Genomic DNA, 21,141 nt, shown 5'->3' on the forward strand with positions numbered 1-21,141 from the left:
GGTATCGACATGTCCAGCCGGCTCTCGATGCGCTCGACCCGCTGCAGCAGCGCGGCTTCGGTGTCGGCGGCCGACGGCAGCAGCAGCCGGGCGCACACCACCTCCAGCAGCAGCCGCGGTGCCGTCGCGCCGCGCATTTCACCGAGACCGGCGTGCACCACCTCGGCGTAGCGGGCGAGGGTCGCCGAGCCGAGCCGGGCGGCCTGGTCATGCATGCGTTCCAGGATGTCTTCGGGCGCGTCGACCACACCCTTGGCGACCGCGTCCGGCACGGCCTTTAGCACGATCAGATCGCGGAACCGTTCCAGCAGGTCGATGGCGAACCGGCGGGGGTCGTGGCCGGCATCAACAACGGCTTCGACCGCCGCAAATACCGACGCCGCATCGCCGGCGGCCAGCGCGTCGACCGCCTCGTCGATCAGGGCGACGTCGGTGGCGCCCAGCAGGCCCAGTGCCCGCTGGTAGTGGACGTGATCGACCCCGGCCTCGTCGCGCTCCGAGCCGGCCAGCAGCTGGTCGAGCACCGACAAGGTGTCGCGTGGCGAGCCGCCGCCGGCGCGGATCACCAGCGGGTAGACGGCGTCATCGACGGCGACGTTCTCCTGCTCGCAGATCCGCCCGATGAGCTCGCGCATGGTCCGCGGCGCCAACAGCCGGAACGGATAGTGGTGGGTGCGGGAGCGGATGGTCGGCAGCACCTTCTCCGGTTCGGTGGTGGCGAACACGAAGATCAGGTGCTCAGGTGGCTCCTCGACGATCTTGAGCAGCGCGTTGAAGCCCGCGGGGGTCACCATGTGCGCTTCGTCGATGATGAAGATCCGGTACCGCGACTGGGCGGGGGCGTAGAAGGCGCGGTCGCGCAGGTCCCGGGTGTCGTCGACGCCGCCGTGGCTGGCCGCGTCGAGTTCGACGACGTCGATGCTGCCCGGACCGTTCGGGGCCAGCGCCACGCAGGAATCGCAGGTCCCGCACGGCGTGGGCGTGGGCCCCTGCGCACAGTTCAGCGACCGGGCCAGGATGCGCGCCGACGACGTCTTGCCGCAGCCGCGCGGCCCGGAGAACAGGTAGGCGTGGTTGATCCGGCCCGCCGACAACGCGGTGCACAGCGGTTCGGTGACGTGCTCCTGCCCCACCACTTCGGCGAAGGTTGCCGGCCGGTACTTGCGGTAGAGCGCCACGCCAGCAGGTTACTTGCTCGGGCCGACGCCGGTGCGCCGCCCGGCGGCCACCGGCGCTACACCTTCGGGCGCAGATAGCCCAGCGTGTTGTAGGCGGGGCTGAAATCACGCCAGTTCAACGTCACGAACAACCGGCCGCCGGAGTTCTGGTCGGCCGTCTCGTAGCCGAACAGCGGACCGTTTCCGCGCACGGCGGTGACCACCGCGGCGTGCCCGTGCTCGCTGACATACCCGCCCGGTCCGTAGACGACGATGTCGCCGACCTGCGGCAGGTTCATGCCGCCGTCGAACGGCACCGGGTCGAAGTATTCGCCCAGGCCGTTGCTGGGGAAATGTTGGTAGAGGTCGAACGCGTTGCCGCTGGGGTCGCGATTGCGCCAGGGGTGCCCGAGCGCGCGGATGTATTGCAGGATCAGCGGGTAACACTGGCCGTCGCCGTACATCACCGGGTGGCCAAGGGCGGCGTCGGCGGCCGCTCCCCGGAAGACGTCGAGTGCATCGTTGACCTTGGCCGACAACGCCTCGGCCGGACCGGGCCCGGCATCGCCGGCGTGGACCGGCGAGTGGTCGATCACCGGGTCCGCCCGGCTGGGGGCGTACGCGGCGGGAACCTGGCCGAGCCCGAAGGCGGCCATCGCCGCCACCGCGCAGCCCACAACACCGATCTTGTTCGCCATTTCTCGGCCTCCACCGGCATTTGACGGGTTCCCGACGCAACTTTCGGGAAATGTTAGGCGGCGGCGCCCGTCGGTACGCCGAATTCCACGCGGTGTCAGCCCAGCAGGTGCTCGGTGGCGGCCAGCAGCGCGCAGGTGGCCAGGCCGTCGACAGCGTCACGCAGGTCGCCGGTGGACGGAAACGACGGGGCGATCCGGATGTTCTTGTCGTCGGGGTCCTTGCGGTAGGGGAAGGACGCGCCGGCCTCGGTGACGGCGATCCCGGCGTCCTTGGCCAGCGCCACGGTGCGCCGCGCGGTGCCGGGCAGCACGTCGAGGCTGACGAAGTAGCCGCCCTTGGGGTCGGTCCACGACGCGATCTTGGATTCGCCGAGCCGGTTCTGCAGGATCTCGGCGGTCAGCGCGAACTTCGGCGCCAGAATCTCCTGGTGGCGGCGCATGTGCAGCCGCACCCCGTCGGCGTCACCGAAGAACCGCAGGTGGCGCAGCTGGTTGACCTTGTCCGGGCCGATCGACTTCTTGCCGGCGTACTGCAGGTACCAGGCGATGTTGCCCAGCGAGCCGCCGAAGAAGCTGACGCCGGCGCCGGCGAAGGTGATCTTCGAGGTGGAGGCGAACACATAGGGCCGGTTCGGGTTGCCAGCGGCGGCGGCCAGCCCGAGCACGTCGACCTGGTGGGGGAACTCGGTGGTCAGGGTGTGCACCGCGTAGGCGTTGTCCCAGAACAGTCGGAAGTCGGGCGCGGCGGTGGCCATCTGCACCAGCCGGCGCACCGTCTCCCAGGAATAGGTGATGCCGGTCGGGTTGCCGAACACCGGCACCGTCCACATGCCCTTGATCGCCGGGTCGGCGGCGACGAGTTCCTCGATGAGGTCGACGTCCGGGCCGTCCTCGCGCATCGGGACGGGGATCATCTCGATGCCCAGCGTCTCGGTGATCGCGAAGTGGCGGTCGTAGCCGGGCACCGGGCACAGGAATTTGACGGCGGCCTCCTGGCTCCAGGGACGCGGCGAGTCGACACCACCGTGCAGCATCGAGTAGACGACGACGTCGTGCATGAACTCCAGGCTGGCGTTGTTGCCGGCGATCAGGTTGGGCACCGCGATGCCGAGCAGTTCGCCGAAGACGGCCCGCAGCTCGGTCAGACCGTGCAGGCCGCCGTAGTTGCGGGTGTCGGTGCCGTCGTCGGCGCGGTAGTCGTCGGTGCCCGGCAGTGCCAGCAGGCCGTTGGCCAGGTCGAGCTGCTCGGGCGCCGGCTTGCCGCGGGTGAGGTCCAGCGACAGCTTCTTGGCCTGTAGCTCGGCGTAAGCGCGCTGGTAGCTCTCGTGTTGAGCAGCCAAGTCGGCACGGCTGAGGTTCTGCAACGACACGGGTGCGCCTCTCACAATCGAAGGCCAAACACATAAGGGGACCCCGCGCACCCGCCAGAGCCCATTGACCCTTGCTGCCTTCCGGCCCTGGGGGAGTTCACAGGATAGACGCCGCGCGGGGTCCGAGTGCCAAGTCTAGCGGTGGTCACCAGCGCGGCGAAGCCGGGCGCAGTGGGCCACCGCCGCCAGGCACGGCGGACCGGGTGAGGAGCGCGCGGCCCCGCACGAGTCTCCGCTACCATTGCCGACGGAGGATTCGCCTAGTGGCCTATGGCGCTCGCCTGGAACGCGGGTTGGGTTAATAGCCCTCGCGGGTTCAAATCCCGCATCCTCCGCACCGCAGGTGCGACCGGACCGCAATTCCGCGGTCCGGTCGCACCTGAATCACTACTGACGAAACACGGGAGGTGGCGTGAGTCGCACCGTTGCCACCGTTTGGCACGCGTCGCTCTCGACCCTCGCCGCCATCTTGTACTTCCTGTTCGTAATTCCCCGGTGGTGGGAGCTGACCGGCTTCTCCCCGCATGTGCTGGGCACCGTGCTGCGGATCTTCCTCGGACTGCTGGTGGCCGGGACCGCGCTGCCGGTGGTGGCCACCCTCAGGCACGCCCGCAAACCGGAGTACGGAACTCCGCAGCTGACGCTGACGCTGCTGACCGGTTCGATCGTGGGCCACGTGGTGGCCGGAACCCTGATCGCGGGGACCGCGATCAGCGAGATCTGGCTGTCGCTGGACACCGCCGGAGTATGGCTGTTCGGCATCTACGGGGCCGCGGCCGCGATCGCACTGTTGGGCATCGGCGCGTTCTACCTGTCGTTCGTGGCAGCAATGCCCCCGCCGCCGCCTAAACCGCTCAAGCCCAAGTCGGAGAAGCAGTCGACGCTGCGGCGCTGGCGCGCCAAGAAGGCGAAGAAGTCGGACGCGGCCGCCAACGATGTTGAGGACGGCGACACCGACGAGGAGACCGACGCCGACGCCGACGCCGACGCCGGCGAGGACACCGACGCCGACGAAGACGGTCACGACACCGACGAAGACGCCGGGTCCGGCGAGACCGTCGAGGCCGACTCGGCCGCGGAGGTCACCGAATCGGCCGGCGAAGAAGCCCCCGAACTCGCACCGACCGGAGCGCAGCAGAAGTTGCGCCCGTCCGGCAAGCGCCGGGCGAAAAAGAGCAAGTAGGACCAACGCCGCCCGGTTAACCTTTGCCCCATGACCGAGAACCGCGGTGCTTTCGCCGACGCGGCGCGGGCGCGGGAGAACAAGCTGGTCAACCGGCTGGCGGCTTCGGTGGCAGCCGACCGGGACTTCCAGGCGATCCTGCGGGAGGCGGTCCGCAACAACTCGGCTTCGCGTCAGCGCCTCGACGCGATGGCCGCCGAGATCAGGCAGGCCGCGGCCACCTGGCCGGGGCTGGACACCCCCGCCGGCTCCCGTCAGTTCCAGCGGTACCTGACCGGCAAGACCCGCGAGATCCACAAGATCGTCAACGACGCTCACGCCGACAGTGAGCACCGGGCAGGGCTGGTACGGAGCCTGACCAATCGCTACCAGCTCGACGGCGACGGCGACACGGATCCGCACATCCGCTTGGTGGACAATGAAACACCGGCTCCGCGCGATCCCAGCATCGCCGGCTCGGGCAGCCCACCGGTGCCGGAGGACCAGGAGGGCTCGCCCTACGACCTGGGCGCCACCATCCCGGGCACCGGAATCGTCATCACCGGAGACCCGGAGACCGGTCATCCGCGGCTGCACATCCCCGGACAGCCCGACATCGACAACCCGTTTCCCGTCGACGAGGGTTTTCGGGCGCTGCCGACCGGGACGGCCGTCGGGCCCGACGGTCAGCAGTACGCGTTCTACAGCGTGCGCCCCTACGGGCCCGGGACCTCGCCGGACAACTTCATCGCGCCGGAGTCCCGGGTACAGAACCTGGCTGATCCCGCAACGGATCTGGGGCCGCTGATGGGCACCATGATCGGCTCGGACACCAAGGTGGGCATCTCGCAGGCCAGCGGGGTCTTCGACGCCGAGTCGGGACGGATGATCATCGTCGGCAACATCGGTCAGGACGGGCAGCGCGCCATGTGGCAATCCGATCCGGTCGCCGCCGGTGCCCCTCCCAACGCGTGGATGGACAGCCTGCATCAGGTCGGCACCTTCACCAATCTGGGCGCCGGCGACCGGGAGAACCAGATCGTGTCGCTGCCCCAGGGCGGCTACCTACTGACCAGCGCGAGCAACGGCAGCCAGATCGTCGGTGTGACCGCGGGCAGCCCGCAGGGGCTCCTCACCGCGCCGTCGCACGAGCTCACCGGCCCGGGCTTCATTCCCAGCCCGGGCAATCAACCGGCCGTTCCCTACGGCCCGAGCGTCGTCAACATCGAGACGCTCCCGAACGGGCAGGAACAGGTCACCATGCGGATCAGTACCTGGCCGACGCCCGAGGGCTGGCCCATCGGGCCGGATGCTCCGCCGCCGCCCTACCACCCGCGGACCTACACCACGACGTTCAACATCAACCCGTAATCGGGACGGCCGGGTTCGCCCGGGGCTCAGAACGCTGTGCTGCCGGACGGTCGCAGCACGAAACCGTGGTGGCCCAACGAGGTGTCGAGGCAGGCGACCAGCTGGTCGGCGCCCACCGCACACGTCACATTGCCGTAGGACAGCTTCTGCCCGACCCCCAGGAACGCTCCATTGGAGAACTGGCGGCCGCAACTCGCCGACTCACGGTTCAAGCGCAGACCCGCCGCGCCCTGGGAACGCACCGTCCCGATCACACAGCCGTCGGCCACCGGAGCGCCCGAACTGAGCGGCGCGTTCGCCATGCCCGGCATGTCGCCGTCGCACATGATGGCCTGCGAGGAACCCGCCGGCGGCTCGGTGGCGTCGAACTGGCAGGCGATGTTGTAGGGCGTGGAGAAATTCACCCAGCGGCCGGGTCCCTTGGGGCCCGTCGTGATGTAGTCCTCGATCGGGGCCGGGCTGAAGGTATCCAGATCGGGGAACCCCGCCGGCTGCGCCAGCGCCGGTGAACCCGCAGTCGCGACCAGACCGGCCACCATGCCGGCGACGGCCAGAGCCTGCGTGATTCGACGAACGAAACCGGTCATCGGTGGCTCCGGTCAGGGCTTGGGCGACCAGTCCCACACCGACATGTCGTCACGCGGGTACTGGCTGCAGGCTTCGGTCGACTTGGCGACGACACCCTTGTTGTTGAAGAAGATCTTGGCGTGGTTGGGCCAGGAAACGGTCAGCGGGTCGGCGAAGTTCGTCGCCAACTCCTCCGAGTAGGCCCGGCGCTGCTCGGGGCTCAGCGAGAAGAACCAGTGCATCTTGTCGATGGTGGCCTGCTGCACCTGTACCGGCTTGTTGTGCATGTCGATCATGTAGCGCTCGTAATAGACCGGCGACAGGTCGCGGCTGGCGGCCAGCATCTGCTCGGCGCTGCAGTCGGTGCGGATCACCCGGCGCGGGATGGGAAAGTCGTCGGTGGCGTCGGCGGAAGCGGTCACCGGCAACAGGGCGGCGGTCAGCGCGGCCAGGCCGGCCGCGGCGGCCACCGCGGCGCCGCGGCGGCGGATCGGGCGGTGCGTGGGCATGGAATCCACTGTAACCATTCCCCCGGTCCTTTCCCTATGTCAGTTTCTGATGCCGATCCCCGCTGTTCAGACCGATGATCCGGGTGGACCGGATGCGCGAAAAACCGGCGGCGGGCGGTGACGAACTCGGAAAACCATGCTACATAACTTTAGCCTTGCTACCTAACTAGGTGTAGTCCCTGATCGCATGGGATCACTCACAGTCGATCAGGGCCTGTCGGCCAACGCATCGGCCGCCTCGGCGTCGGCACCGTGCGCGGCGGCGGCCGCCTCTCGGTCCCGGGCGGCCTTACCGCCGACGTACGGCAGCACGTTGATGGGCCACCAGAACCAGCGGCCCAGCAACGCCGCGATCGACGGCGTCATGAACGCCCGCACGATCAAGGTGTCGAACAGCAGGCCCAGCCCGATGGTGGTGCCGATCTGGCCGATGATGCGCAGGTCGCTGACGGCCATCGACGCCATGGTGAAGGCGAACACCAGCCCGGCTGCGGTCACCACCTTCCCGGTACCGCCCATCGCCCGGATGATGCCGGTATGCAACCCGGCATGGATCTCCTGTTTGAATCGGGAGACCAGCATCAGGTTGTAGTCCGATCCCACCGCCAGCAGCACGATCACCGACATCACCATCACCAGCCAATGCAGTTGCATGCCGATCAGGTACTGCCAGACCAGCACCGACAGCCCGAACGACGCCCCCAACGACAGTGCGACGGTTCCGACGATCACCAGCGCGGCGATCAGCGCACGGGTGATCAGCAGCATGATGACGAAAATCAGGCACAGCGAAGCGATTCCGGCGATCAGCAGGTCATAGTAGGAACCGTCGTGCATGTCCTTGAACAGAGCCGCGGTCCCGCCCAGATAGATCTTGGCGTCCTCCAGCGGCGTTCCCTTGAGCGCCTCCTCGGCAGCGGTGCGGATCTGGTCGATGCGCGCAATGCCTTCTGCGGTAGCCGGATTGCCCCGGTGCGAGATGATCATCCGCACGGCCTTGCCGTCCGGCGAGACGAACATGTTCATCGCGCGCTTGAAGTCCGGGTTCTCGAAGACCTCCGGCGGCAGATAGAACGAGTCGTCGTTCTTGGCCTCGTCGAACGCCTTGCCCATCGCGGTGGCGTTGTCGCCCATCTCCTCCATCTGGGCGAAGATGCCCGACATGGTGCTGTGCATCGTCAGCATCATGGTCTGCATGGTCTGCATGGTGTCGATCATGGGCGGGAAGGTGGTCAGCATCTGCGGCATGAGCGCATCCATGTCGGCCATGTGCGCGATCATCTTGTCCATGCTCTCGCTCATCGGATCGACACTGTCGACCATGTCGAACGCCGAGCGCAGCGAGAAGCAGATCGGGATATCGTAGCAGTGCGGCTCCCAGTAGAAGTAGCTCCGGATAGGCCGCCAGAAATCCTCGAAATCGGCGATGTGGTCCCGGATCTCGTAGATCTGGGCCTGTAGCTCGTCCATGTCGACCACCATCTCGTGGGTGGTGTTGGCCAATTGACTCATGTAGCCGAGCATTTCGCGCATGGTGGCGATGGTCTCCCCCATCGCGTCGGCCTGGGTGAGCATGTCGTCCATGCGCTTCTTCTGGAACTGCATGGTCTGCATCTGGCCGGCATTCTGCATGCTCATCTGGAACGGGATCGAGGTGTGTTCCAGCGGGGTGCCCTGCGGCCGGGTGATCGCCTGGACCCGGGAGATCCCGACGACCTTGAACACCGCCTTGGCCAGCTTGTCGATGACCAGGAAGTCAGACGGGTTGCGCAGGTCGTGATCGGCTTCGACCATCAGCACCTCCGGCATCATCCGGGACTGCGAGAAGTGCCGGTCGGCGGCGTTGAAGCCCTCGTTGGCCGGGATGTCGCTGGGGATGTACTGGCGGTCGTCGTAGGCCGGCTTGTAGCCCGGCAACGCCAGCAGGCCGACGGCCGCGATCGCCATTGAGGCAACCAGGATCGGCCCGGGCCAGCGCACGATCGCCGTCGCCAGTTGCCGCCAGCCGCGGGTGCTCATCTTGCGCTTGGGTTCGAACAGCCCGAACCGGCTGCCGACCGTGATGATCGCCGGACCCAACGTCAACGCGGCGAGCACCGAGACGACCATGCCGACCGCACACGGGATGCCGAGCGAGACGAAGTAGGGCATGTGAGTGAAGTGCAGACAGAACACCGCGCCGGCGATGGTCAGGCCGGAGCCCAGGATGACGTGCGAGACGCCGTTGAACGCCGTGTAGTAGGCCGTTTCGGGATCTTCGCCGTCGTGGCGGGCCTCGTGATAGCGGCCGATCAGGAAGATCGCGTAGTCGGTGCCGGCGGCGATCGCCAGCGAGACCAGCAGGTTGACGGAGAACGTCGTCAATCCGACCAGGTGATGGTGGCCCAGGAAGGCCACCACGCCGCGGGCGGCGGAAAGCTCCATGCCGACCGTGGCCAGCAGCAACACCACGGTGGTGACCGACCGGTAGACCGCCAGCAGCATGGTCAGGATCACCGCGACGGTGACGGCCATCATCCGCAGCATGGACTTGTCGCCGGCGTGGTTCATATCGTTGGCCAGCGCCGCGGTGCCGGTGACGTAGACCGTCAGCCCAGGCGGCTTCTCGATCGATTCCACGATGGTGCGGACCGACTCGACGGACTCATTGGCCTTGGCCTGGCCGATGTTGCCGACCAGATTGAGTTGCACGTAAGTCGCTTTGCCATCGGCACTCTGGGCACCGACAGCGGTCAGCGGATCGCCCCAGAAGTCCTGGACGTGCTGCACGTGAGCGGTGTCGGCTTTGAGCCGCTCGACCATCTCGGCGTAATACTCGTGCTCGGCATCGCCGAGTTCGTGGTCGGCCTCCAGCACGATCATCGCGGTGCTGTCGAAGTCCGATTCCTGGAAGACGCGGCCCATTTCGGTCATCGCCTGCATGGACGGCGCTGTCGTCGGGCTGGCCGACACGGCGTTCTCTTTGCCGATCTGTTCCAGTGACGGCACGGTGGCGCCGAGCAGCAGGATCAGGCCCACCCAGCCCAGGATGATCGGAATCGACAACCGGCGAATGGTGCGCGCGATGAATGTCCGCTCCGGATGTCCGCCCGCGCTACCGGTTATCGGCGGGCTCATGCCGCCTTCAGCAGGCAGAAGGTGTAGGCGTTGACCTCATTGGAGATGCGCTCGGCCTTCACCTCCCCGTCGACGGTGATCCGGCAACCGATGCTGTTGCTGTTACCTTGCGCCATAATGCTTCCCACCACCGCCGGGAGGGTGGTGACGATCTCGAGTTGCCACGGCAGTTCGACGTCTTGGACACGTTGCGGCTCGGAGTTGACGTCGAAATAGCTGATGTCGGCCACGGTTCCGGGCGGGCCGAAGATCTCGTAGGTCATGCGCTTGGGGTTGAAGGGCTTGGTCTCGTCGATCTGGCCGTCGGCGTAAGACGGGCGCTTCTCGGATCCGAACAGCCCGTGGATGCGCGTCACCGTGAACCCGGCGACACCGACCACGGCCAGTATCACCAGGGGTATCCACACCCGGCTCAGCACCTTGAAAATCGGAGTCCCCTTCGCCTAGCACCTTTGGGTACCCTAACCCAAGTCCACGTGCGTAAACGCACGCTACAGTACCGCCCAGAACGGTCGCAACGCACAGCATGTGCGTTATCCTCGCGCCGTGCGGCAGGTCTCGTTCCAGCGCGCTCGCAGCGCAGAAGAGAAGCGCCAGCGCGCAGCAGCCCTGATGGAAGCGGCGCGTTCGGTGGCCCTGGAAGCCGGTGTCGCATCGGTGACGCTGACCGCGGTGGCCGCCCGGGCGGGGGTGCACTACTCGGCCGTGCGCCGCTACTTCAGCTCCTACAAGGAGGTGCTGCTGCGCCTGGCGGCCGAGAGCTGGCAACGGTGGTCGGCGGCAGTCTGCACCGGATTGGACCAGCCCGGGCCGATGTCCCCCGAGCGGGTGGTCGAGATCCTGGTCAGCGGCTTGGCGGCCGATCCGCTGTTCTGCGACTTGCTGTCCAACCTGCACCTGCACCTGGAACACGAGGTGGACGCCGAACGGGTGATCGAGGTGAGGCGGGTCAGCGCCGCGGCGGTGATGACCAGTGCCGGCGCGATCGAGCGGGCGCTGCCGGGGCTCGGGCCCCGTGGCGCCCTGGATCTGCTGCTGGCCGCCTATTCACTGGGCTCGGTCCTGTGGCAGCGGGCACACCCGCCGGAGACGCTGACCAACGCCTACTCCGACGAACCGGAGCTGTTGCCGGACTGGAACCTGGACTTCACCACCGCCTTGACCCGGCTGCTCACCGCCACCTGCGTGGGGCTGCTGGAGCAGGCATCCTGACGCCCAGCACGTCGCCCACATCCCGATGCGGTGTGACTGCCGTTGCGGTCGCGGAACCGCAGCGCCACGTTTTATCGGGTCAAGTCGGTGTCCCGGCTGGGCTGCACCCGCTTGGGCTCGCCGGGCATTTTCGGATAGTTCGGCGGGTACGGCAGGTCGCCCAGCCCGCGGGCTTCGTCGGCGGCAACCATCTCCAGCAGTGGCTGCAGGGACTGCTCGAGGCCATCGATGGTGTCCCAGGCGTCGCCGCGCCGCGCGATCAGCTCGGGCACGGTGGCGATGGTGTAGTCGTCGGGGTCGGCACCCTCGGCCAACTCGTCCCAGGTCAACGGCATGGAGACGGTGGCGATCGGGGTGGCACGCACCGAGTAGGCCGACGCCATGGTGCGGTCGCGGGCGTTCTGGTTGAAGTCGATGAAGATCCGCTTACCGCGTTCTTCCTTCCACCACGACGAGGTGACCGCCTCCGGTGCGCGCCGCTCGAGCTCGCGGCCCAGCGCGATTGCGGCCCGCCGAACCTCGATGAAGTCCCAGTCGGTCTTGATCCGCAGGAAGACGTGCAAGCCGCGGCCACCGGAGGTCTTGAGGTGGCCGACCAGGCCGAGCTCATCGAGCAGCGGGCGCAGCACCTCCAGCGCGACCACGCGTGCCTCGGCGAAGCCGGTGCCTGGCTGGGGGTCCAGGTCGATGCGCAGCTCATCGGGGTGGTCGGTGTCACCGCAGCGCACCGGCCACGGGTGAAAGGTGACGGTGCTCATCTGCACCGCCCACAAGATGTCCGCCGGCCCGGTGACCTTGAGCGCGTCGGCGGTGCGGCCCGACGGGAACGTCACCCGGCAGGACTGCAGATAGTCGGGGTGCCCGCGCGGCAGCCGCTTCTGGTAGACCTCGTCACCACCGATGCCGTCCGGGAACCGCTGCAGGTGGGTGGGCCGGTCCCGCAACGCCGCCAGCAGCGGGCCATTGGCCACCGCCAGGTAGTAGTCGGCCAGCGCCCGCTTGGTGCCGCCGGCGCCGAGCCGGGGAAAGTACACCTTGTCGCCGCTGGTGAACCGGACGGCGGTGCCGTCGACGTCCAACTCCTCGGCTTCAGGCATGTCAGGTCTCCAGCACGTCGGCGAGATCGTAGGTCAACGGGACGTCGAGTTGGTCGAAGGTGCAGCTGGCCGGGTCGCGATCGGGGCGCCACCGCAGCAGTTTCACGGTGTGCCGGAAGCGATTCCCCTCCATCTGGTCGTAGGCGACCTCGGCGACGCGCTCCGGCCGGATCGGGACCCACTGCTTGTCGGCGGCCGAGTTCCACCGGCTCGGTTCACCGTCGCGGACGTCGCCGAGGCGCAGCGGCTCCAGCTCGGCCAGGAGCTTGAGCCGGCCGGCATCGGTGAACGACGCCGCGCCCCCGACCATCGCCAGCTCGCCGTCGGGGCGGTACAGCCCCAGCAGCAGCGAACCGATGCCGTTGCCGCTCTTGTGGATTCGGTATCCCATCACCACACAGTCGGCGTCTCGGCGGTGTTTGACCTTGACCATCTCGCGCTTGCCGGGCAGATACGGCCCGTCGCTCCGCTTGGCGATCACCCCGTCCAGTCCGGCGCCTTCGAACGTGGTGAGCCAGACCATGGCCTGTTCGGGATCGTCGGTGGCACGGGTGACATGACAGCTACGGCCGCCGTGGATCGAGTCCGCCAGCGCCTGCCGTCGCACCCGGAACGGTTCGCCGAGCAGCGACGCCGAGCCGGTGGCCAGCGCGTCGAAGCCGATGAATTGCGCCGGAGTCTGCTCGGCCAGCAGCCGCACCCGGCTCTGGGCGGGATGAATCCGCTGGCTCAGCGACTCCCAGTCCAGCCGGGTCCGGCCGTCGATCTGCCGGGGCACCACCACCTCCCCGTCGAGCACGCAGCGCGGGGCCACCTCGGCGCGCAGCGCCTCCAGCAGTTCCGGGAAGTAGCGGCTCAGCGGTTTGCCGTTGCGCGATTGCAGCAACACCTCGTCGCCGTCACGGAACGCGATGGCGCGAAAGCCGTCCCACTTGGGTTCGTAGGACCACCGGCCTGGCTCGTCGGGAACCTTGGCCGCCGCCTTGGCGAGCATGGGATCCACCGGCGGGGCCACGGGCAGGTCCATGCTGTCCATGATGGATGCTGCGGCCTCATCTGTCACAGAAGCCACCGCCGGGAGGTGGTGTGTCTGTTGCCCGCCTTCGAGCGACAACGGGGGCTCGCCCAGGCCAGCTGGCGACCATCCGGCGACAACCCACCAACGTTGTCGCTGAAAGGCGGGCAAACATCCCTATCCCTCTCCGGCGGGTCCCTCTCCGGCGGGCGCACACGGTCAGCGCCGCAGGAACTCCACGATGTGGCGGGCCAACTCCTCGCCGGCGTCCTCCTGCAGGAAGTGGCCGGCGTCGTGGATCACCGGGTGGGCGCGTCCGCGGGCGCCGCGCATCTCGCGCTGGAAGATCGGCCCCATCGCCCCGGTGATCGGGTCACCGTCACTGAAAGCCACCAGCATCGGGGTCTCCGAGGCGCACAGCGTCGCCCACGCCGCCCGGTTGGCCGCCGCGGCCGGGTCCTCGGGGCTGGTCGGGACCAGTGACGGCATGGTCCGCGGCCCGACGCAGTAGCTGTCGTCGGGGAACGGCGCGTCGTAGCCGGCCCGGGCGGAGTCGGTCATCGGCTTACGGCATCCGGACTGCACGAACCAGCCGACGTCGATTTTCGGTGCGGTCTGGATGCTCTCCCGGAAGCGCCACCAGATCTCCGGCATCGGGATATCACCGGTGGGCAAGCCGGTGTTGGCCACCACGACGCCGCTGAACCGATCCGGGTTCTCCGCGACCAGCCGCAGCCCGATCAGTCCGCCCCAGTCCTGGCCGACCAGCGTCACGTTCTGCAGGTCGAGGTGGTCGAACGCCAGCGCCCGCATCCACTCGACGTGGCGGGCGTAGGTGTGGTCTGAGGCTTGGGTCGGCTTGTCCGAGCGCCCGAACCCGACCAGATCCGGACAGATGACCCGGTGCCCCGCCTCGGCCAGAATCGGCATCATCTTGCGGTACAGATACGACCACGACGGCTCGCCGTGCAGCATCAGGATCGGGTCGGCTTCCTCGGGGCCGTCGGCCACCCAGGCCACCCGCAGTGTGCCGCCGTCATCGTCATCCAGGTCGCAGAACTGGGGCGAATATCCGAAATCGGGGAGGTCGACGAACCTGTCATCGGGGGTGCGCAGGGTCTGCATGAGCCGACGATACCGTGAGGGTATATACCCGCGGGGGTATACTGGAGCGTGATCACCACGATCAAGGAGACGACCAAGGAGGCCTCATGTCCGTCGCAATGAGCACCACGGTGACCGGCGCCGATTTCGGCACTGTTGCCGCCAAGACCCGGGAGCTGCTGAAGGACAACGGTTTCGGCGTACTGACCGAGATCGACATGCAGGCGACGCTCAAAGCCAAGCTCGGCGAGGACATGGAGCGCTACCTGATCCTGGGCGCCTGCAACCCGCCGTTGGCGCATCGCGCGGTGACCGCCGAGAAACGCATCGGGGTGCTGCTGCCGTGCAACGTCGTGGTTCGCGAGGACCCGCAACAGCCGGAGACGGTGCACGTCGAGGCGATGAACCCGCAGCTGATGGCCCAAGTCGTCGACAATCCGGCGCTGGCGCCGATCGCCGACGAAGTGACCGAGAAAATCCGTGCCGTCATCGATACCCTGGCTGATGCATTGCGCACCGCCTGAGAGGAACCGCTGATGTGCTACCCCGTACCGTGCCGGGTCTGCGGCAAGACCACCTGGGACGGCTGCGGCGAGCACATCGCCGACGTCCGCATGCAGGTGCCACCCGAGCAGTGGTGCGAGGGGCATCGCGAACAGCAGACCCGACAGCGTTCCTGGTGGCGACGCTGAGCCCAGCGACTATGGTGTCGGGATGCCAGCGCAGACACCGCCGACCGTACCTACCCTGGTGGAGTTGCTGCGGTTGCAGGCCGAGCGGTACGCGGACAAGGTCGCGTTCAGCTTCGCCCCCGATGGGAAGCAAATCACCGCCCGGCTGACGTACCGGGAGCTCGACATCCGGGCGCGGGCAATCGGGACCACCCTGCAACATGACGGCGCCGCCGGTGAGCGTGCACTGGTGATCTGCCGGCCCGGCCTGGACAGCATCGTCAGCATTTTCGGCTGCTTGTACGCCGGCGCGGTCCCGGTGCCGGTGGACACCCCGCTCCCGCGCCTGAAACTGGTCGCGCCCGATACGCAAGCCGCCTTCGCGGTCGCGACGGCCGGCACCCGGAACCAATTGCAGGCAGTGGCCGCCGACGTGCCGGGCCTGTCGACGGTGCGGTGGTGCGCCATCGACGAGTACACCGCCGACCCCGAAGACTGGGAGACCCCCGACGTCGACTCGAGCACCACGGCCTTGATCCAATACACCTCCGGTTCGACAAGATCGCCCAAGGGCGTGGTCGTGACGCACGGCAACCTCATGGACAATCTGGAGGCCATTCGGCGGGCCTACCACGGCGACGAGCACCAGACGAGCGTCTACTTCCTGCCGCAGCAGCACGACATGGGGCTGATCGGCGGGGTGCTGGAGATGATCTACGTCGGCTGCACCACCGTATTGATGTCGCCGATCGTCTTCTTCCAGCGGCCGATGGCGTGGCTGGAAGCCATGTCTCGGTTTCGCGCCAACACGACCGCGGCACCCAACAGTGCCTACCGGTTGTGTGTCAAAAGCAGCACCCCCGCGCAGCGCGCGGCACTGGACCTGTCGCACTGGACCACCGCCGCGAGCAGTTCCGAGCCGGTCCACGCATCGACCATTCAGGAGTTCGCCGACGCGTTCGCCCCGGCCGGCTTCCGGCTGGAGGCGTTTCTGCCGTGCTATGGCCTGGCCGAGGCCACCTTGCTGGTCGCCGCCGGCCCCAGCCACGGCGTCGCCGGCGTCCGCTACGTCGACGCCGCGGCACTGAGTGAGAACCGGGCCGTGGACGTCACTGCCGACACCGCGGCCGTCCCGGTGGTCAGCTGCGGTCCGCCGGTGTACGGCCAGCGGGTCATGATCGTCGATCCGGAGACCCGGCTGCAATGCGGACCCGACGAGGTCGGCGAGATCTGGGTGTCGGGTCCCAGCGTCGCGCAGGGTTACTGGGGCCGACCGGAGGAGACCGCGCACACCTTCGCCGGCTTCCTGGCGGACACCGGTGAAGGCCCGTTCCTGCGCACCGGCGACCTCGGATTCCTGTGTAAGGGCGAGGTTTTCGTCACCGGACGCTGGAACGACCTGATCACCATTCGAGACGGCAACTACTACCCGAACAACATCGAGCCGACCGTGCATGCCTGCCATCCGGCATTGCTCGCCGACCGCGGTGCGGTCGTTGCGGTGCAAGGCAATCAGGGCGCCGACAACCGCCTGGTCGTCTTGCAGGAGGTGGACCACCAGCAGCAGGTCGCCGCGGACGAGTTCCCCGGCATCATCGACGCCATCCGGGCGGCGGTCCGTGCGCAGCACGGCCTCGAGGCGCACGATGTGCTGCTGGTGCCGGCGATGCGGTTGCCCACCACCTCGAGCGGCAAGATCCGGCGCGCAGAATGCCGGCGGCAGTTCCTCGACGGCGAACTGGCGGCGCTGGCCGAATGGCATGCCCCGGCGCCGCCGGCCGAACGGGCCCCGAACGCCGGCGCAGCGGGCGGGCTGGCCCGGCTGATCTCCAACAGTCTGGCGCAGCGTCAGAAGCAACAGCAACAGCGCGGAATACCGCCTCGCGCCGGCGGTTAGGGCCCGCTGCCCGCAGCGGCCACCAACCGGTCCAGGATGGGTCGCTGACCGACCAGCAGTTTGGTGCGCGCTCGGGAAACGGTGAACCAGCCGACCCGGTCGACTTCGGGGAACTCCCGCAGCTGTCCCGACCGAGGCGGCCACTCCATCTCGAAGGTGTTGCTGCGCGCGTCGGCGACGTCGAGGTCGCCGTGCACGGCGAACACCGTGACCACTTTTCCGCCGGCCTGCCGCACCACACCGAGGTCCACTCGCTCGCCGTCGGGCGGGTCCAGGCCGATCTCCTCGGTGAATTCCCGGCGCGCGGTGTCCCACGGGTCTGCACCGTCGGGATGCTCGCCTTTGGGGATCGACCACGCGCCGTCGTCCTTGCGCGCCCAGAACGGCCCGCCCGGATGGGCGATCAGCACCTCGATTCCATCGGCGCCCCACCGGTAGAGCAGCAGTCCGGCGCTGCGCCTGGCCACGCCTCACACACCCACGGCGCGTTCCAGGTCCTCCAGCGAGCTGTCGAGGTGGCCGAGCAGTCGCTGCAGGCGCGGCACCGAGCGGCGGCAGCCGACCAGGCCGAAGTCGAGGTTGCCGGCGTTGCTGACCACGGTCATGTTCAGCGCCTGGCCGTCCAGGGCGATCGACAGCGGATAATTGCCGTCCAGGCGGGCGCCCCGCCAGTACATCGGTTCGGCCGGACCGGGCACGTTAGAGATGACGATGTTGAACGGCGGCGGCGCCGTCGAGACGAAGCCGGGGATGGCCGTCAACGCCAGCGGCGCCATGTTGGCCGCCGACAGTGCCAGCGCCTGCGTGCGCGGCAGTTCGCTGAACACCTGCTTGTTGCGGCGCATCGATTCGCTGATGGTGGCGAGTCGTTCTGCGGGGTCGGCCAGATCGGTGGCGAGATTGCACAAAATAGTGCCGACCATGTTGCCGCCGGAATCGGCGTCGGCTTCGGTGCGCAGACTCACCGGAACCATCGCCACCAACGGATGCTCCGGCAGTGCCTGCCGTTCGTCGAGGTAGGCCCGCAGCGCCCCGGCGCACATCGCCAGCACCACATCGTTGACGGTCACCCCGGCGGCCCGTTTGATCGCAACGACGCGCTCCGCCGGCCAGGACTGGGCCGCACACCGGCGGGCGCCGCCGATCTTGACATTGAACATGGTGCGCGGCGCTTCGAACGGCAGCGTGAGCTGCTGCTCGAACAATGCCGCGCGCGCCAGCTTCACCGTCGAGGGACCCAGCGCCGCAACGCCTTTGACCAGCCCGGTCAGCTCACGAAGCCGGGACGGGGCATCGGAGCGCGGCCGCGACGGCGGCCGTATCGACCACGGGGCGCGCAGCTCGGGCTCTCGCGGATCGGCCGACAGCGTGCGGCGCAGCAACCGCAGCAGCGACACCCCGTCGATCAAGCTGTGGTGGATCTTGACGTACACCGCGAATCGGCCGTCGTTGAGGCCCTCCACCAGGTGCGCCTCCCACAGCGGCCGGTGCCGGTCGAGCAGGCTGCCGTGCAGCAGCGACGTCAACTCCAGCAGGTCACGCACCCGGCCGGGAACCGGCAGCGCCGACCGACGCACGTGGTACTCGATGTCGACCTCGTCATCGAAGGCCCACCCGACGTTCGCGATCCCCCCGAGCAGGGTCGCCGGTCGTTTACGGAAGGCCGGCTGGAGATCGCGGGCGCCCAGCAGTCCCTGATAGATCTCGCCGACGAATTCCGGTCCGGCACCCTCCGGCGGCTCGAACAGCATCAGGCCACCGACATGCATCGGATGCTCGCGGCTTTCGGCCAGCAGGAAGACCGAATCGGTCGGTGACATCAACTGCATCGACCCATTACACCGCGACCGGCCGGCGGGCGCTTGCTTGCTAGTCTTTTCGGGTGCGTCGCCGGACCATCGTCTGCGTCGGCTTCACCGCGTGCTTAGTGGCGGCCGGCATCGGTGCGCCCGCTGCTCCCGCGAACCTCGATGTCGCCGGTAAGACGGTGTTTCTGGATCCCGGGCACGCCGGCGCGAACGACTCGTCGATCGCCCGGCAGGTCCCCAACGGACGCGGCGGCACCAAGCCGTGCCAGACCAGCGGGACGGCCGCCGACGACGGCTATCCCGAGCACAGCCTGAACTGGGACGTGACCAACCGGATCCGCGCCGCCCTCGACGGGATGGGCGTGCACACCGAACTCTCGCGTGTCGACGACACCTCGCCCGCCCCCTGTATCGATGCGCGGGCCGCCGCGGCCAACGCCGCACGCCCGGACGCCATCGTGTCCATCCATGCCGACGGGGGGCCGGCCTCGGGCCGCGGGTTCCACGTCAACTACTCCAGCCCGCCGCTCAACGACGCCCAGTCAGGTCCGGCGGTGCGGTTGGCCGGTGACATCCGCGACTCACTGTCGTCCGCCGGCATCGCCACCTCCAGCTACCTGGGCGCCGACGGACTCTACGGTCGGGCGGATCTGGCCGGGCTGAACCTGGCCGAGTATCCGGCGGTGCTGGTCGAACTGGGCAACATGCGCAACGCCGATGACGCGGCCCTGCTGGGCAGCCCCGACGGGCGGGCGCGGTACGCCGCTGCCGTCACCAACGGGATCGTCGCCTTCCTCAGCGGGTGATGATGTCGAGTCAGCGCCCCGGCCGTTTGGCCAGAACGCTTTTCGGCGTGGCCTGCGTGATGCTGGCATTGACCGGCTGCGCGGACACCACGCCCACGGTGGTGACCGGTCGTGCGGTGTCGATGCTCTACAACCCCGGGCGGGTCGGCGGGTTACCGACCGCCGAGGGACCCAGTGGCCCACGTGGTGACGTCCCGCCGGTCACCGCCAGGGTGGGCAACAGCGACGGCGGCGAGATCGACCGACTGTCGCTGTTTGCGATCGACGACATCGAGGAGTTCTGGACGCAGCACTACACCGACTCACTTCGCGGGCGCTTCGAGCCGGTGTCGACGTTGATGTCGTATGACTCGACCGACCCGAAGAGCCCGCCGGTGTGCGGCGGCGACGTCTATCACCTGCCGAACGCGATGTACTGCCGACGGGCCGACACCATGGCCTGGGATCGGGCCAAGTTCATGCCGACCGCCCGAAAGTACTTCGGCGACATGGCCATCAACGGGACGCTCGCCCACGAATACGGTCACGCCCTGCAGGCCATGGCCGACATCGTGAACCCGCTGACCCGAACCCTGGTGCGCGAACAGCAGGCCGACTGCTTCGCCGGGGTGTACCTGCAGTGGGTGGCCGCCGGCAAGTCGTCGCGCGCGACGTTGAGCACCGGCGACGGCCTCAATCACGTGCTGGCCGGGCTGATCGTGATCCGCGACCCGGTTTCGACGCCGGAAAATCCGGTGTCGATCTCCGACGAGCACGGCACCGCGCTGGACCGCGTCGGCGCCTTCCAGACCGGCTTCGACGGCGGCGCCGAGATGTGCGCCGCGATCGACATGGATGAGATCCGCAAGCGCCGCGGGAATCTGCCGCACGCGCTGTTCGATTCGGAGAACCCGCAGAGCGACCTGACCATCGACGAACACGTGCTGTCGACCCTGATGGAGCAATTGGGCCAGATCTTCGCGTTGTCCCGCCCGCCCGCGCTGGCGACGACCGGTAAATGTCCCAGCGGGCATCAGCCCGATCCGGTGGCCTACTGCCCGGAGTCCAACACCGTCGTCGTAAATCTGGCCGGATTGCAGGAGATGAGCGCACCCACCGACCAGTGGACACTGAGTCTGCCGCAGGGCGACAACACCGGGTTGTCGGCGGTCACGTCGCGGTATGCGCTTGCGGTGCAACGCGAACGCGAGGTCGGTCTGGAGTCGGCGGCCGCGGCGCTGCGGACGGCGTGCCTGACCGGGGTGGCCCAGCGCCGGATGGCCGAGCCGATGAGCTTGCCGTCGGGCCCGGGTCTGACGCTGGCCGGCGGCGACCTCGATGAGGCGATTACCGGTCTGCTGATGAACGGTGTGGTGGCCAGCGACGCCGACGACAACACCGTGCCGGCCGGGTTCACCCGGATCCTGGCGTTTCGCTCCGGGCTGCACGGCGACATCGACGGCTGTTTCGAGCGGTTCCGGTGATGGTGGCGCGATGAACCGTCGAGAGGACCCGCGCGATCCGGCAGAGCGGCGGACCAGGCCGGTGCTGTCGGCAGCGACGAATGCCCGTGTCATGGCCTCGGTGAGAGGGATGTCGCG

The 21,141-nt window shown here is 68.1% G+C and carries 20 protein-coding genes, 1 tRNA gene and 1 other RNA gene; 9 read left to right on the plus strand and 13 right to left on the minus strand.

Going from position 1 to position 21,141, the window contains the following annotated elements; all coding sequences use genetic code 11:
* The 4 genes from DQP56_RS15015 to ffs all read right to left on the minus strand — a co-directional run.
* Positions 1-1,178 (minus strand): DNA polymerase III subunits gamma/tau (locus tag DQP56_RS15015; RefSeq protein WP_112686696.1); only part of this gene is annotated, 1,178 nt, incomplete at its 3' end.
* A gap of 56 nt (positions 1,179-1,234) precedes the next feature.
* Positions 1,235-1,855, minus strand: coding sequence for a CHAP domain-containing protein (locus DQP56_RS15020; RefSeq protein WP_112686698.1), 621 nt, complete (start codon positions 1,853-1,855; stop codon positions 1,235-1,237).
* A gap of 95 nt (positions 1,856-1,950) precedes the next feature.
* Positions 1,951-3,225 carry an aspartate aminotransferase type Ic gene (locus tag DQP56_RS15025; protein WP_112686700.1) on the minus strand — a complete coding sequence of 425 codons (1,275 nt, stop codon included), beginning with the start codon at positions 3,223-3,225 and terminating at the stop codon, positions 1,951-1,953.
* Between the two features lie 32 nt (positions 3,226-3,257).
* Positions 3,258-3,352, minus strand: an RNA gene (gene ffs, locus DQP56_RS15030) — signal recognition particle sRNA small type.
* A 122-nt stretch (positions 3,353-3,474) separates the two neighbouring features.
* Here ffs and DQP56_RS15035 point away from each other — a divergent pair.
* The 3 genes from DQP56_RS15035 (at position 3,475) to DQP56_RS15045 (ending at position 5,758) form a co-directional block, all read left to right on the plus strand.
* A tRNA-Ser gene (locus tag DQP56_RS15035) sits at positions 3,475-3,560 on the plus strand.
* Between the two features lie 77 nt (positions 3,561-3,637).
* Positions 3,638-4,408, plus strand: a complete 771-nt coding sequence (gene lucA, locus DQP56_RS15040; protein WP_112686702.1) for a lipid uptake coordinator LucA — start codon at positions 3,638-3,640, stop codon at positions 4,406-4,408.
* 30 nt (positions 4,409-4,438) lie between these two features.
* Positions 4,439-5,758 (plus strand): DUF4226 domain-containing protein, encoded by a 1,320-nt coding sequence (locus DQP56_RS15045; RefSeq protein ID WP_112686704.1) that lies wholly within the window; start codon positions 4,439-4,441, stop codon positions 5,756-5,758.
* A gap of 26 nt (positions 5,759-5,784) precedes the next feature.
* Here DQP56_RS15045 and DQP56_RS15050 read toward each other — a convergent pair whose 3' ends face one another.
* The 4 genes from DQP56_RS15050 to DQP56_RS15065 all read right to left on the minus strand — a co-directional run bounded on the left by DQP56_RS15050 (position 5,785) and on the right by DQP56_RS15065 (position 10,370).
* Positions 5,785-6,345 (minus strand): hypothetical protein, encoded by a 561-nt coding sequence (locus tag DQP56_RS15050; protein WP_112686706.1) that lies wholly within the window; start codon positions 6,343-6,345, stop codon positions 5,785-5,787.
* A gap of 12 nt (positions 6,346-6,357) precedes the next feature.
* Positions 6,358-6,816, minus strand: coding sequence for a DUF5078 domain-containing protein (locus DQP56_RS15055; protein ID WP_112686726.1), 459 nt, complete (start codon positions 6,814-6,816; stop codon positions 6,358-6,360).
* 225 nt (positions 6,817-7,041) lie between these two features.
* A complete protein-coding gene (locus tag DQP56_RS15060) occupies positions 7,042-9,951 on the minus strand; it encodes an MMPL/RND family transporter (RefSeq protein ID WP_205868884.1) in 2,910 nt (969 codons plus the stop codon).
* Entirely contained in the window at positions 9,948-10,370 is a 423-nt protein-coding gene (locus DQP56_RS15065; protein ID WP_112686708.1) for an MmpS family transport accessory protein, read from the minus strand. Before DQP56_RS15065 ends, DQP56_RS15060 begins: the two co-directional genes overlap by 4 nt.
* Positions 10,371-10,479: 109 nt before the next feature.
* Here DQP56_RS15065 and DQP56_RS15070 point away from each other — a divergent pair, with 109 nt between their 5' ends.
* Positions 10,480-11,163 carry a TetR/AcrR family transcriptional regulator gene (locus DQP56_RS15070; RefSeq protein ID WP_112686710.1) on the plus strand — a complete coding sequence of 228 codons (684 nt, stop codon included), beginning with the start codon at positions 10,480-10,482 and terminating at the stop codon, positions 11,161-11,163.
* Between the two features lie 71 nt (positions 11,164-11,234).
* On the opposite strand, the gene DQP56_RS15075 is transcribed toward DQP56_RS15070, so the two are convergent.
* From DQP56_RS15075 to DQP56_RS15085, 3 genes are all read right to left on the minus strand, one after another.
* Entirely contained in the window at positions 11,235-12,260 is a 1,026-nt protein-coding gene (locus DQP56_RS15075) for a DNA polymerase domain-containing protein (protein WP_112686712.1), read from the minus strand.
* Position 12,261: 1 nt separating this feature from the next.
* The gene (locus tag DQP56_RS15080; RefSeq protein ID WP_165825032.1) at positions 12,262-13,296 is read right to left on the minus strand and encodes an ATP-dependent DNA ligase; all 1,035 of its coding nucleotides are present in this window, start codon (positions 13,294-13,296) and stop codon (positions 12,262-12,264) included.
* 198 nt (positions 13,297-13,494) lie between these two features.
* The gene (locus DQP56_RS15085) at positions 13,495-14,400 is read right to left on the minus strand and encodes a haloalkane dehalogenase (RefSeq protein ID WP_112686714.1); all 906 of its coding nucleotides are present in this window, start codon (positions 14,398-14,400) and stop codon (positions 13,495-13,497) included.
* Between the two features lie 86 nt (positions 14,401-14,486).
* Between DQP56_RS15085 and DQP56_RS15090 the strand changes: the two genes are divergently transcribed.
* The 3 genes from DQP56_RS15090 to DQP56_RS15095 are packed head-to-tail and all read left to right on the plus strand — an operon-like array spanning position 14,487 to position 16,947.
* The gene (locus DQP56_RS15090; protein ID WP_112686716.1) at positions 14,487-14,903 is read left to right on the plus strand and encodes a DUF302 domain-containing protein; all 417 of its coding nucleotides are present in this window, start codon (positions 14,487-14,489) and stop codon (positions 14,901-14,903) included.
* A 12-nt stretch (positions 14,904-14,915) separates the two neighbouring features.
* Complete coding sequence (locus DQP56_RS24760; protein ID WP_165825029.1) at positions 14,916-15,071, plus strand: DUF8730 family Cys-rich protein; 156 nt, start codon at positions 14,916-14,918, stop codon at positions 15,069-15,071.
* Between the two features lie 22 nt (positions 15,072-15,093).
* Complete coding sequence (locus DQP56_RS15095) at positions 15,094-16,947, plus strand: fatty acyl-AMP ligase (protein WP_112686718.1); 1,854 nt, start codon at positions 15,094-15,096, stop codon at positions 16,945-16,947.
* Here DQP56_RS15095 and DQP56_RS15100 read toward each other — a convergent pair.
* Complete coding sequence (locus DQP56_RS15100; RefSeq protein WP_112686720.1) at positions 16,944-17,414, minus strand: NUDIX hydrolase; 471 nt, start codon at positions 17,412-17,414, stop codon at positions 16,944-16,946. The genes DQP56_RS15095 and DQP56_RS15100 overlap by 4 nt on opposite strands.
* Before the next feature lie 3 nt (positions 17,415-17,417).
* Positions 17,418-18,776, minus strand: coding sequence for a WS/DGAT/MGAT family O-acyltransferase (locus DQP56_RS15105; protein WP_112686722.1), 1,359 nt, complete (start codon positions 18,774-18,776; stop codon positions 17,418-17,420).
* A 53-nt stretch (positions 18,777-18,829) separates the two neighbouring features.
* On the opposite strand from DQP56_RS15105, the gene DQP56_RS15110 reads away from it, so the two are divergent.
* A complete protein-coding gene (locus tag DQP56_RS15110; protein WP_112686724.1) occupies positions 18,830-19,561 on the plus strand; it encodes an Rv3717 family N-acetylmuramoyl-L-alanine amidase in 732 nt (243 codons plus the stop codon).
* The gene (locus DQP56_RS15115) at positions 19,561-21,024 is read left to right on the plus strand and encodes a neutral zinc metallopeptidase (protein ID WP_435673868.1); all 1,464 of its coding nucleotides are present in this window, start codon (positions 19,561-19,563) and stop codon (positions 21,022-21,024) included. Before DQP56_RS15110 ends, DQP56_RS15115 begins: the two co-directional genes overlap by 1 nt.
* The last annotated feature ends 117 nt before the right edge of the window (positions 21,025-21,141 follow it).

The organism is Mycolicibacter senuensis (assembly GCF_003284925.1).
GTDB lineage: Bacteria > Actinomycetota > Actinomycetes > Mycobacteriales > Mycobacteriaceae > Mycobacterium > Mycobacterium algericum_A.